The sequence below is a fragment of the Flavobacterium algoris genome, assembly GCF_048158525.1.
Taxonomy (GTDB): domain Bacteria; phylum Bacteroidota; class Bacteroidia; order Flavobacteriales; family Flavobacteriaceae; genus Flavobacterium; species Flavobacterium algoris.
Genome location: NZ_JBLNKT010000003.1, coordinates 14,829 through 28,267, shown reverse-complemented (window position 1 = coordinate 28,267; position 13,439 = coordinate 14,829). Strand labels below are relative to the sequence as shown.

The 13,439-nt window shown below is 33.1% G+C and carries 12 protein-coding genes; 5 read left to right on the top strand and 7 right to left on the bottom strand.

Going from position 1 to position 13,439, the window contains the following annotated elements:
- Positions 1 to 51: 51 nt before the first annotated feature.
- The 3 genes from ACM55I_RS02110 to ACM55I_RS02100 form a co-directional block, all read right to left on the bottom strand.
- Entirely contained in the window at positions 52 to 1,902 is a 1,851-nt protein-coding gene (locus ACM55I_RS02110; RefSeq protein ID WP_416845131.1) for a M56 family metallopeptidase, read from the bottom strand.
- Between the two features lie 71 nt (positions 1,903 to 1,973).
- Positions 1,974 to 2,342 (bottom strand): BlaI/MecI/CopY family transcriptional regulator, encoded by a 369-nt coding sequence (locus ACM55I_RS02105; protein ID WP_416845130.1) that lies wholly within the window; start codon positions 2,340 to 2,342, stop codon positions 1,974 to 1,976.
- A 298-nt stretch (positions 2,343 to 2,640) separates the two neighbouring features.
- Positions 2,641 to 3,858 carry an MFS transporter gene (locus tag ACM55I_RS02100; protein ID WP_416845129.1) on the bottom strand — a complete coding sequence of 406 codons (1,218 nt, stop codon included), beginning with the start codon at positions 3,856 to 3,858 and terminating at the stop codon, positions 2,641 to 2,643.
- A 259-nt stretch (positions 3,859 to 4,117) separates the two neighbouring features.
- Here ACM55I_RS02100 and ACM55I_RS02095 point away from each other — a divergent pair, with 259 nt between their 5' ends.
- The 5 genes from ACM55I_RS02095 (at position 4,118) to ACM55I_RS02075 (ending at position 7,800) form a co-directional block, all read left to right on the top strand.
- Positions 4,118 to 4,720, top strand: a complete 603-nt coding sequence (locus ACM55I_RS02095; RefSeq protein WP_416845128.1) for a DUF1684 domain-containing protein — start codon at positions 4,118 to 4,120, stop codon at positions 4,718 to 4,720.
- Positions 4,720 to 5,376, top strand: coding sequence for a TatD family hydrolase (locus ACM55I_RS02090; RefSeq protein ID WP_416845127.1), 657 nt, complete (start codon positions 4,720 to 4,722; stop codon positions 5,374 to 5,376). Before ACM55I_RS02095 ends, ACM55I_RS02090 begins: the two co-directional genes overlap by 1 nt.
- Before the next feature lie 25 nt (positions 5,377 to 5,401).
- Entirely contained in the window at positions 5,402 to 6,115 is a 714-nt protein-coding gene (locus ACM55I_RS02085) for a tRNA threonylcarbamoyladenosine dehydratase (protein ID WP_416845126.1), read from the top strand.
- A 114-nt stretch (positions 6,116 to 6,229) separates the two neighbouring features.
- Positions 6,230 to 6,904: an HAD family hydrolase gene (locus ACM55I_RS02080; protein ID WP_416845125.1), complete on the top strand. Its 675-nt coding sequence runs from the start codon at positions 6,230 to 6,232 to the stop codon at positions 6,902 to 6,904.
- Between the two features lie 50 nt (positions 6,905 to 6,954).
- The gene (locus tag ACM55I_RS02075; RefSeq protein ID WP_416845124.1) at positions 6,955 to 7,800 is read left to right on the top strand and encodes a DUF2911 domain-containing protein; all 846 of its coding nucleotides are present in this window, start codon (positions 6,955 to 6,957) and stop codon (positions 7,798 to 7,800) included.
- 66 nt (positions 7,801 to 7,866) lie between these two features.
- On the opposite strand, the gene ACM55I_RS02070 is transcribed toward ACM55I_RS02075, so the two are convergent.
- The 4 genes from ACM55I_RS02070 to ACM55I_RS02055 form a co-directional block, all read right to left on the bottom strand.
- Entirely contained in the window at positions 7,867 to 9,594 is a 1,728-nt protein-coding gene (locus ACM55I_RS02070; protein WP_416845123.1) for a sodium:solute symporter family transporter, read from the bottom strand.
- Positions 9,595 to 9,716: 122 nt separating this feature from the next.
- Complete coding sequence (locus ACM55I_RS02065) at positions 9,717 to 12,248, bottom strand: PIG-L family deacetylase (RefSeq protein ID WP_416845122.1); 2,532 nt, start codon at positions 12,246 to 12,248, stop codon at positions 9,717 to 9,719.
- Positions 12,249 to 12,409: 161 nt separating this feature from the next.
- Positions 12,410 to 12,937: a hypothetical protein gene (locus ACM55I_RS02060; RefSeq protein ID WP_416845121.1), complete on the bottom strand. Its 528-nt coding sequence runs from the start codon at positions 12,935 to 12,937 to the stop codon at positions 12,410 to 12,412.
- Between the two features lie 171 nt (positions 12,938 to 13,108).
- Complete coding sequence (locus ACM55I_RS02055) at positions 13,109 to 13,426, bottom strand: hypothetical protein (protein ID WP_416845120.1); 318 nt, start codon at positions 13,424 to 13,426, stop codon at positions 13,109 to 13,111.
- Between the last annotated feature and the right edge of the window lie 13 nt (positions 13,427 to 13,439).

Here is a 13,439-nt window from a genome sequence, read left to right as displayed (position 1 = left end):
AAAAAAGACGGTCTTGATGAGTGACCGTCTTTTCTTTGATTAGTTGTGTAATTATTTATTTTCTTTATCCAAATTGGACTGATATTCTTCCATTTGTTTATCAAAAATTTTCATTTTTTCATCAAAAGCTTCCATTTCTTTATTGAACGGTTCCATTTGTTTATCAAATTCGGCCATTTGTTTGTCAAAAGCTTCCATTTGAGGTTCTAGTTTTTTCATTTTAGCATCATAATCTTCCATTTTCTTTTCAAACTCTTTCCATGCTTTTTTATCTCCATTTACAGGATCTCCTTTTGGAACTTTGGGTGCTTTTGGAAATGCAGGAGCAACAGGAGCATTAAATTTCATTACTGGAGGAGTTGGAGGTACTGGCGGAACTGGCATATTTTTTTCTTGAATATACGTTCTGTTTTTGGTTGTAATATGGATTGTTTTTTCTTTTTTATTGATATCCATTTTGTCAATTGTATTTTGGTCTAATTGTAATAATTCATTTTTATCTGCTTTTTCGCCATCGATATAAATGTCATTTTCAGTAATTGTTTTGTGGAATTTTTTTGTAACTATTCTGATTTCTTGTTGATTATTTTTTTTATTTACATCCATGCGCTCAATTTCATTAGGATCTAATTTATCCATATCATTTTGACTTACTTTTTCTCCATTAATGAAAATTTCTTTGTCAATAGAAAGCGTTTTATCTGATGATGCCGTTCTTTTATCATTTTTAATTTTCGCATCGATTTTGGCATCGCTGATATTAATTTTACCTCCTTCATACTTGATGTAGATATCTTTGATTGTGTTAGTGCTATGTTGCTTATATGTTCCGTTACCATATAAATTCCCATTGTAATTGACCGTTATTCCTGTGATTTCATTACTGGAATTGCGTTCTATTTCAGAGAATACTAAATCACAATTAAATTCTTTTTTGAAAAATTCGGCTTTCTTTTTTAATTCTTCATCTGAAAAATTCTTGTTGATCGTTGTCACGACATCCAGTACATTTTTTGACACATTCTCATTCGTTTTTTCCTGCGCAATGGTTTTGATTTGGAATAAAAATACAAATGCGACTAATACAGGAAGCATTAAAGCATACTTCCAGGAATTCCATTTTTTTGATTGATTTTTGTTTAACATAACGATTCGTTTTTTGATTAATGATTGATAAAAATGATTGGTGATGGCAACACAATTCTCGTGTGTTGTTATTTTTAAAAGCGTGATTTGATAGGCTTTTTTGTCGGATATTTTCTTCGTGGCTTCACTGTCTGCAATAAATTCAAGGTTTTGTAAAATCGCTTTTTTGTACAGCCAAATGAATGGATTGAACCAAAATACAATACAAAACAATCTCGAAATCAATACATCAATGGTATGATTTTGTTCGCTGTGTACTTTTTCATGCTCTAAAATATTTTCTAATTCGGAAGCGGTGTATAAAGCGGAATTGTAAACGATGGTATTGAAATAGGAAAATGGAGCTACATTTTCTTTAGTATCTATAAATTTAAAATCAGCTTGTTGCTGAATGGATTTTCCTTTTAGAACAGCATTCAAACTATAAAAATCAAAGGCAAATTTGCCTAGTAAAAGAAGTATTCCAATTCCATAAGTAAGAGTCGTAAGCATGGGTAAATAATCTTCAAATGTTTTTTCTGGCGTATAATTCGGCATGGTGACATTTGACCAATTAATAGGAGTTGTAGTTGGTTCTATCCAGATTATTTTTGTGATAAAAACAAATGGTAAAAGAACTGAAGTGATTAATCCAGCCAATAAAAACCAACGATTACTGTTGAAAAAGGTTTCTTTTCGCAGCATTAAAAAATAGGCTAAATAAAATAGGACGATTAGTCCACTGGATTTGATGAGATAAATAAACAGTGCTTCCATACGCTATATATTATATTTTATTCTAGTTTATTACTTTTTTCTGCTGTTATAAAATGGCTCTTGATAAAGAATTATTTCTCTTCTTCCTGATTTTCAATCATCGTTAAAATCTCGCGTAATTCGGCAGCAGAAATTTTCTCTTCTTTGGCAAAAAAGGATACCATGTTTTTATATGAACTATTAAAGTAATTGTCGATTGCTGTATTCATGAAACGCTTTCTGTACTCTTCTAAACTAACGATAGGGTAGTATTGATGGGTATTCCCAAAAGCATTATGAGAAACAAACCCTTTTTCTTCCAGATTACGCACAATAGTGGAAAGCGTGTTGTAATGAGGCTGTTCTTCAGTAATTTCGGCCATGACTTCTTTTACAAAAGCTTTTTTGAGCCTCCATATAATGTGCATGATTTCTTCTTCTTTATTGGTTAACTTTTGCATGAGTTTTTTATTTGAATCAAACGTACAACTATATTTTTAGTTACGCAACTATGAATATAGTTATTTAACTAATTTTTTAGTTTTTAAATTATTTTGACTTGTTTATCAAGTTCTTTTGGAAAGATAAAATCACTGATTTTCAGGGGAATTGTTTTGAAAATGAGTTTGCGTGAGGGATAAAAGCTAGCTGCCAAAGTAGCGCGTATAGCCCGACCGCCTTGATAAAAGGGGCAGTTTAACCATCTAGTTAGTTTGCCCCTTTTATCAAGGCTGTCACGCCCAAAGTCTTAAAATAGGATTATTTATGTTCTATTTGAACGAGTTTTTGCAGCCAAACACAACCTAAAACGGAAAGAACGCCTAAGCTGCCCATGAAAAACCAATTGGTTTGGTAACCAAAATGGGCTATGAGTTCCAGTCCAGTTTTGGAACTTGCAATGTGAGCTAAGCTAAAACTCATGGTAAACAACGCCATGTAACGTCCTTCATGCCCTTTTGGAGCTCTGCTTAACGCAAAAGAATTAGAGAAAGGAAAGATAAACATTTCCCCAAAAGTGATTATGATGATACTGATTACTAATATTCCCGCCCAAGTGTTGATCAAAAGGAGATAAAAACTAATGGACATGAGTAAACAGCCCCAAAGGATAATTTTGAGTTTTTCAATGCCTTTTCTTTGGCTGAAACTGACAATAGGCATTTCCAAAAAGAAAATTAATAATCCGTTCAGGGATAATAAAAGTCCGCTTTGAAATTCCGTAAGCCCAAATTTCTCATTGTGGTATAAGGGTAAAGTGGTGAAAAGTTGAAAAAATAGCATGGCTGTGGCAAAACATACAAACAGGAATATCCAAAATATTTTGTCTTTAAAAACCGAAGCAGGTATTTCGGTTTCACTACTAAGGGTGTTTAAATCAGCAGGTTTTTTGCGTTCTTTTACCAATAAAGCAAAAATCAAAATGGAGACAATACAAGAACTTCCATCGACCCAAAAAAGTCCGCTGTATCCCAAATTCATGATGATTAAACCTCCCAAAGCCGGTCCGGCAGTAAAACCTAAATTAACCGCTAATCGTACTAAAGTCAATGCTCTGGTGCGATTTTCGGGCTTTGCATATGTACCCAGGGAAACAAACATGGCTGGACGAAACATATCGGCTACGGTCATGATAACAAACATTCCAATACACAAGCCCCAAAAAGTACGGATGTATTGCACTACGAACAACAGAATTCCACTGGTAAATAAACTGAAAACCATGATTTTATAAAACCCAATTTTATCAGATAATTTACCGCCAAGCCAGGAACCCAACATGGATCCAAAACCAAAAGAAACCATAATCCATCCTACTTGAGCGTAGGAAAATTGTAAATCTTCTTTCAAATATTTGGATAAAAAAGGCAAAACCATCGTGCCAGCGCGATTGATAAAAGTAATCAAGGTAAGAATCCATACTTCTCTTGTGAATCCTTTAAAATTGTTAATGTAGCGTTGGAAAGCGGTTTGGAGCATATATAAAGTTCTAATTTTGCAAAGGTAGAAAACTTTGTAGCGATGCGTCTTTGTAGCATTGTAACTTTTAAACTATTTTTGCTTAAAATTATATAGGACTATCCGCAAAGAAGACAAAATATTTTTTTTTACCATTAAGAAATTAAGTTTTATTCTTAATGAACCTTAATTTCTTAATGGTTCCAGAGAAAATAACTTTATTTTTAATGACAAAAATAATCCGATTATTATTAAAGCGGAAAGTCAAAAAGATATAAATATGAGAACACTATTCGCTTTGTTTTTTTTAGTGCAGTTTAATTTTGGCATTGGCCAGGAGCAATTCGATGTTTCGGCTGTTGCCAAATTTCAAAAGGATTTAAATACAGAATATGCAGATGTGAAAAAGAGTCCTTTGACAACCGAAGATTTGGCTGTATTTAAAGCGTTGGATTTTTATCCTGTGAATGAACATTTTTTTGTGATTGCTAAATTTGTTAGGACAAAAAAAGAAAAACCATTTGAGATGAAAACCTCGACGGACAGAAAACCGTTGTATGTAAAATATGGAGAAGTTTTTTTTACGCTTGATGGAAAAGAATTAAAATTGAATGTGTACAGGAATATTGAACTTTCGAAAAAAGCGTCTTATAAAGACTATTTATTTTTACCCTTTTCTGATTTGACTTCGGGAAATGAAAGTTATATAGGTGGAAAATATATCGATTTGAGAATCCCAAAAGGAGATGCAATTGTAATCGATTTTAATACTTCGTATAATCCGTATTGTGCTTATAGTCATAAATATTCCTGTCCAAAAGTACCTTTGGAAAACGATTTGAATATCGAAATAAAAGCAGGAGTTAAAAAATTTCACGACTAATGCAGTTCTTTAATTTACATACCCATAAATTCACGAATCAACCTGATGTGCTGGAGTTAGTGAATCAATACCCATGGGAATTTGATGCTGAGATTCCATTTTATTCTATTGGAATTCATCCTTGGTTTATTGTTGAAGAACGATTGGAATCTGATTTTGCGATAATCGAGGGCCAATTACAGGAGCCAAGTTGTCTTGCTGTGGGCGAATGCGGATTGGATAAACGAATAGCAATTCCAATGGAATTACAACAATTGGTTTTCGAAAAGCAATTGATTTTAGCGCAGAAATATCAGAAACCAGTTGTGATTCATTGTGTTGCCGCTTTTCAGGAATTGATTGAAATTACAAAAAAATTGAATATAACGGTTCCAATACTTATTCATGGGTTTTCCAAAAGTGAACAGTTAGCGAAACAGTTATTGGAAAACGGATTTTATATTTCGTTTGGGAAATATTTATTGTTAAATCCCGAGCTGGAAACGGTTTTTAAAAGCATGCCGAATGATCGATTTTTCTTGGAAACCGATACTGCGGAAGAAAGTTTGGCTACCGTTTATGCTTTGGCAGCAAAATACAAAGGAGTTTCAGTAGAAGAAATTCAAAAACAGGTGAATAGTAATTTTGATACTATTTTTAAACAAATAAACAGATAACCAAATTAACGAATAAACTTTTATTATGGCAGAGTGGACAGAAAGAGCCGAACTTTTATTTAAAAAAGAAGGTTTAAATAAATTGCAAAATGCAAATGTATTAGTCGTAGGACTTGGTGGTGTAGGATCCTTTGCTGCCGAATTTTTGGCGAGAGCAGGAGTGGGGAAAATGACAATTGTAGATGGCGATGTAGTTGATATTACCAATATAAACAGACAATTGCCTGCTTTGCATTCTACCGTGGGGCAACCCAAAGTTACCGTAGTAGGAGACAGATTGATGGATATTAATCCAGAATTGAAATTGACACGCGTGCAGGAATTTCTTTCGCCAGAGCGCGCTTTCGAAATTATTTCGGAGGAATTTGATTATGTTTTGGATTGTATTGACAGTGTAACCCCAAAACTGAATTTGATTATTGCGGCCAAAAGAAAAAGAGTTAAAATCATCAGCAGTATGGGTGCTGGCGGAAAGATGGAAGCTTCTAAAGTAAAAGTGACCGATATTACCAATACTGTCAATTGTTTCTTTGCAAAAACAATCAGACGACGATTGAAAGAAGTGAAAATTGACAAATTGAAAGTGGTATTTTCTTCTGAGATTCAAGATGAATCCAGTTTAAAAATGACTGACGGTTCTAATTTTAAAAAATCATTTTACGGAACGAACAGCTATATGCCAGGATTATTTGGATTGTATGCTGCAGAAACCGTGATTCGGTATTTACTTAAGAAATAGTTTTCAGTTTTCAGTTTTGTAGTATTCAGTTCTAAAAGCTAGAAAAAAAAATCTAATCCCGAAACTTCAGAACTAAAAATCTAAGAAGTCTTAAAATCTAATAATCTAAAATAAATGATACAAACAGTAATTTTCGACATGGATGGTGTAATTGTTGACACCGAACCGGTACACCGTTATGCCTATTTCAAACAATTTGACGAATTGAATATTGCAGTCTCGGAAGACTTGTATACATCATTTACAGGGAATTCCACTCGGAATATATTCCAGAAATTAAAAGAAAAATTTAATCTTGACCAAGAGGTAGAGGATTTAATTTTGAGAAAAAGATCCATTTTTAATGATGCTTTTGATAGTAAAGAAGATTTAGAATTATTAGAAGGTGTAGGAAAATTAATAAAAGAACTACACGAAAACGGAATCCAATTGATTTTGGCTTCCTCAGCTTCAAAAGTGACTATCGAGCGTGTTTTTAGTCGTTTTAAACTGCATGAATATTTTACTCATGTTGTGAGTGGAGAAGATTTTCCTAAATCAAAACCACATCCTGCCATTTTTGAGCACGCTGCGAGTTTATCGATTGCTCCAAAAGAAAGCTGTATTGTAATTGAAGACAGTACCAATGGGATTAAAGCTTCAAAAGCTGCGGGGATTTTTTGTGTGGGCTATAATAGCGTTCATTCAAAAGACCAGGATTTATCGGAAGCAGATGTAGTGATCAATAATTTCGATGAATTAGGTTTTGATAAAGTGAAAAATATTGATTCCAAATTAAGGAATAATTAACATTTAAGAATACCTGAATTTGTAAATTTGGAAAACATAAAACCAATACTATGAAAAATATTCTAATTGCATTTGCTATTATTATTGCAAATTTTACGATTGAGGCTCAAGTGAAAACGCCACAATCCAGTCCAAGAGCTATAATCAGCCAAACAATAGGTTTGACGGATGTAGAGATTAATTATTCAAGACCAAGTGCCAGAGGAAGAGCAGTTTTTGGTGATTTGGTTCCTTTTGGGAAAGTATGGAGAACTGGAGCAAATGAAAACACAACGATATCATTTAGTGATGATGTGATTATTGATGGCAAGACTTTGAAAAAAGGAAAATATGCTTTGTATACTAATCCTAAAATTGAAAGTTGGGATATAATTTTTTATAAAACTACTGATAATTGGGGAAATCCAGCGGAGTGGAATGAGGCTAATGTGGTCCTTAAAGCTACTGTTAAACCAGAAACGTTAACCAAAAAGGTAGAAACATTTACTTTAGGAATAAGTAATTTAGATAATAATTTTGCTTTTTTAGAATTATATTGGGAGAATTCTTATGCGGCTTTAAAATTTGAGGTTCCTACTCAAAAAACGGCTACTGCTAACATAGAAAAGGCATTAGCAGGTCCAACTGCCGGAGATTATTTCTCTGCAGCACAATTTTTATTTCAATCCAATGGTGATATTACAAAAGCAAGAACTTATGTTGATAAAGCTTTAGATATGAATCAAGATAAACCATTCTATTATTATCGTTTGAAATCTTTGATTCAAGCCAAACAAGGGGATAAAAAAGGTGCTATTGAAACGGCTAAAGTTTCACTTGCTGCCGCTGAAATTGCTAAAAATCAAGACTATGTTAAAATGAATAAGGAAAGCATAACAGAGTGGAGTAAGAAATAAATTTTCACTCGGTTTAATAAAAAAATCCCGTCTTGATTATTTCTAGACGGGATTTTTTTGTTTGAGCTAATCAATAACTAATTCTTTTTGCTTTCTGAAAATGGTCCATTGTAAAAGTAACGAAATCACAATAGTTAACATCGCACCAATGAAGTTGAGCCATAAATAGCCGAGTTTTTCTTCTCCACTTGGGTAAATGTAAATAGCAAAATAATAAATTATAAAAATGGTTAATTGACTAAAAATGGCACTGCTAAAAATGGCTTTAGCATGAACTTGTTTGATATAAAAACCAACTAAGAAAATCCCTAAAACGGTGCCGTAAAATATGGAACCAATGATATTTACCAATTGAATTAAATTTTCGAATAACGTGCCTATACAAGCAAAAAGAATGGCAATAACTCCCCAAACCAGTGTAAAAAACTTCGTAGCATTAAGATAATGCTTTTCTGATTTTTCTGCCTTTAAATTGCGTTTGTAAATATCTATCGCTGTAGTCGATGCTAATGCATTTAGTCCAGAAGCTGTAGATGACATGGCTGCAGAAATAATCACGGCAAGCAATAAACCAATAAGTCCTTTGGGTAAATAATTAAGAATAAAGTGAAAAAACACATAATCTTTATCGTTGGTCTCACTATGAATATCAGCTTTTAGGATAATTTCTTTGGCGCGATCTCTCAAATCTTTTTCTTTATTAGATAAGGCTACTAATTCTTTTCGAAGAATCGGGTTATCATAATCCTGATTGAGTTGATCGATATACAATAAATTAATCACCTTTTTATCTTCGGATAAAGCATCCAGTTTTTTTTCTAAAACATGATATTCGCCTTTGTATTGGGATTTCTCAACAATTATTTTATTGTTTGGATTAAAATTCAAAGGTACTGGATTGAATTGGAAAAAAACAAAAACCATAACTCCAGTAAGCAAAATGAAAAATTGCATAGGTACTTTTAATAACCCATTCATAATCAATCCCATTTGACTTTCCCGAACTGATTTTCCTGATAAATAACGTCCTACCTGAGATTGATCGGTGCCAAAATAGGCTAATGCCAAGAAAAAACCTCCAGTTATTCCACTCCAAAATGTGTATTTTTCTTCTGGATCAGTTGAAAAACTAACAATGTTCATTTTATCATTTGCACCAGCAATATGCATTGCATTACTAAAAGTCATATCATTTGGCAAATAATGTAAAATCAGAAAAAAGGTGATTAACATTCCGGACATAATCACAAACATTTGCTGTTTTTGAGTTACGTTTACGGCTTTCGTCCCTCCGGAAAAGGTGTATATGATTACCAATAAACCAATAATAATATTCATTACGGTAAGGTTCCAACCCAATATTGCGGACAAAATGATAGCTGGTGCATAAATGGTTAAACCAGTTCCTAAACCTCTTTGAAATAAAAAAAGTATTGCGGCAAGCGAGCGGGTTTTTAAATCAAATCGTTTTTCGAGGTATTCATAAGCAGTATAGACTTTGTATTTGTGGTATATTGGGATAAAAGTGACACAAATAACCACCATGGCAATTGGCAATCCAAAGTAGAATTGTACAAATCCCATTCCGTCATGATAGGCTTGCCCTGGAGTTGAAAGAAAAGTAATCGCGCTGGCTTGTGTGGCCATAACCGAAAGACCAACCACATACCAAGGTGTTTCATTACCGCCCAGAATAAAGTCTTCTACATTTTTACTTCCTTTTGTTTTCCAAGCGCCATAAATTACAATAAATAGTAAAGTGACTATAAGTACAATCCAATCAAATAGTTGCATAGTTTAAGAGTATATTTCCATTATTAGATAAAAAATCAAAATATAGATAACATTGGCTACGAGAACCCATGTATAGTTTTTTTTCCAAGTTTTTATTTTTTTTGTTTCCATTTTGGATTGTTTTAATTCTTGATTTTTTGAGCAGGAATGGTCACGGGCGATTTCAGCGAAATCATATTTGATACTAATCTAAAAGCGCCCGGAACACCTTCAGGTAATTCTCTGAACAAACTTAAACCGGTATAAATATAATACCCTTTTCCATAAGGAGCGACTAATAAAGCGCCATCTTTTGGTGTTTCCCCTTTATCATTTGATGATAAAATAGGAGTGAAGGCTTTATCAAATTCATTAGGATAATACAATCCTTGTTCCTGTTTCCAGCCTTCAAAATCTTTTGAAGTGATTTTATTTGGGAAATTCATTATAGGATGATTTGGTGCTAAAAATCGAACTTCAGCATTTTCCTCGGTAACTCTGTCTCCAGAAATTTTTAGGGCGATAGGCGCTATGTTTGGGGTTACAAGATCATTTGGGTTATTGTATTGTACAATCATTGTTTTCCCTTCTTTGATAAAATCAAAAAGAATACTTTGTTTGTTTGCCAATAATTTAACTGTATTATATGCACGAACTCCAGTCATCACTACATCAAAATAAGCTAATTTTTCAGGAGTTATTTCTTCGGGTTTTAGCAGTGTTACTTTATAGCCCATTTGCGATAAGCTTTTTGGAACTTCATCGCCGGCTCCCATGATATAACCAATGCGTTCCTCATTCGTTTTTAAATCCAGTTTGATAAATTTTGCTTCAGCTGGTTTCAAAACTTGTTGCTTGGTAATATGATTGTAATCGATTATGATTTGGTCCTTATCATATTGTGTATTGTCAATGACAGCAATACTTTTGGCGACAGCTTCACTGGGCTGATTTGGTGGAGTAACCTCAAAATAAACGATTTGCTCCATTCCCTTTTTTTCTAAATTAAAAGGAATTATTTTTGGAGAAACCATCCAGTTACTTGGTAATTCCAGTTGTAAATTACCTTTTACGGCATCTTTTCCAGCTTTGATTTTTACTGCTACAGTTTTATTTTTGTTATCCTTAAAAAGGGCTACTTTATCCAGAATACTGGTGGTTATTTCAGGAACTATATCTAAATAATTATACATTTCGCCTTTTACGCCATCATTGTATTTATAGACAACGGTTCGCTCAAAAGGAATATCAATTCCATTGATTTGCATGTTAAAAACCACTTTTACTTCCCGAATGATATCAGGAATTCCAATGTTCTTTTGATCATCTACCGTGTACATTCCTACTGTTCCATTATCTTTTAACCAATATGGTTGTGTGTATGCTATTGTTGTCGGTAATTGTAAATCGAGGTTGATGTTTTTTAAAATATTAGTATTTAAAGCTGCATTTTGAGGCGTGTTTTTCTCTTCCGGTAAAGTGGTGACACTCATTAATTGTATCGGAATAATACTTCTATTTATTGCTTCAATTTTTAGTTTTACAATGCTACCGGGAGTTGCTTCCTGGTTTTGGGCAACTGCTTCAAGATACAATCCGGAACAAGCAGCAATAATTTCTTTTATTGCAGAAGATTTTAATGTGGTCCAATGCTTTTCGTCTAAAGATTGCATCATCGTATAGGCTTTCGCCAAATTTGGAATACTGGCCGAAGGATTTGTATAATCAAACTGAGAGGCGATGGTTGTCAATAATTCTCCGATAGGTTTCCCGCCTTTTACACGGTTCCAACTCGTGTCGATTCCTTCAAAAATTGAAGATTTATTTTTTAATGGTTCGCCATTTATAAATTCTAAATACTCGGTTTCCTCACCACGACTTCCGGTACTGCCAAAACCCTGTGATTGATGGCGACTGCGGCTTAAAGCGGCAATTTCCTGATTTGATTTTCCAATTGATGGAAAATAAGTGCCTATTTGCATCTCCATCAAATTTGATTTATCAGCGGCATCAAATTTTTCTTTGCTACCATAAAACCACCATGAGGTATTAAAAAACTGGCGTTTGGGTTGCCAAGGTTGCACTAATTTTAATTGTTCCGGAAAAATGGTTGGATTATTGGCTAAATCAAAACTTTCTACGCTCAACATTGCCGATGCAGTATGATGACCGTGTGTAGTTCCTGGAGAACGATGATCAAACCGATTGATGATTACATCAGGTTGAAATTTTCGAATAGCCCAAACTATATCAGAGAGTACTTTTTGTTTGTCCCAAATTTCTAATGTTTCAGTTGGATTTTTAGAAAAACCAAAGTCATTGGCACGGGAAAAGAATTGTTCACCACCATCAATTTTTCTGGCTTCTATAAGTTCTTGAGTTCTTATTACTCCTAATAATTCGCGCAATTGTGGACCTATTAAATTTTGCCCTCCATCACCTCGCGTTAGTGATAAGTAGCCAGTTCTTGCTTTAGTCTCATTTGATAAATAAGAAATCAAGCGGGTATTTTCATCATCAGGATGAGCAGCTATATAAAGTACTGAGCCTAAAAAATTAAGTTTTTGAATTTGATTATAAATTTCAACAGAATTTAATTTTTGAGGTTGTTGAGCGATTGCTATTTGAAAACAAAAAAGAAATAGTAGAATCGCTTGCAGGTGTTTTTTTTGCATTATTTTGAATTTAATTTGCAATAGCTTCAAATGTAGGAATTAAATAATTTTTTCTGAAATGTTTTTGGTTTTCTTTAAAATAAAAATTTGATTTAATAAAAAAAAGAGAACCAATTTTGGCTCTCTCTTTTTTGATCATTTTTTTGATAACTTATAAAGTATTAGTGTCTTCCGTGTCCATTACCATTTCCTCGTCCATTACCTTCATTACCTCTACGGTTATCGTGGTCTCTGCGATTATCATGTTCTCTACGATCGTCTCTTCTGTTATCATCGTCTCTGCGATTGTCATATTCTCTGCGATTATTGTTATAACCTATATTTCTTTGATCATTACCACGGTACCCTCTGTAATATCTTGATCTATCATTATCAAAGTTTCTGTAAGGTCTTGAACCGTGATAATCATTTAAGACTACTTTGTATCCACCATATAAATCGTAATTTCTATATTGTCTCGGTAAATATCTTGATCGAATCCATCTTCCTTCTCCAAAATAAATAAACTGAGTTGCTCTTACATCATAATAAGCTTCAACATCTGGTAAATAATAATACTCAGCTTCGGCATATCCTGAAGGACCCCAATCTGGCCGTGTACCAATGTTTAAACTTACTGAAACTTGTGCATGTATTGTACTGGATGCAAAAAGTATAATTCCTACGGCGATTAATTTTAATGTTCTCATTTTTCAAATATTTAATTAGTAATAATTTTATATTAACTCAATTTGTCAATACTTTTTAGTCAAGCCAACAACTGTGCCAATATAGATTTTTTAACATTTAATTAAGATTTGATTGCTAAAAAAAAGAGAAGCGGTAAAGCTTCTCTTTTGATTCTATTTTTTAAAATTTAATTATAGTAAAAGGATCAATAAAAGGATTATAATTATAATAGCTCCAACTGATAAATAAACACCGTTTCCAGTTGATCTTAACTCAGCTTTAATGGCTCTAACTTCTTTTCTAAGTACTTTCTTCTCTGAAGATTTCATTGAAGATTTGTCCATTGCTTTTATTTCATCTAAACGAGAAAGCAACGTTTTAACATTTTCAGGAACTTCTTTTGTATTGCTTGTTACTGCAATTGGATTTTTTTCGGCAGCAATACTATTGGTTGGAATAACTGTTAATGATAGTACCATTATCATTAAATAAAAGGTAACTTTTTTCATCTTGTTTCTGTTT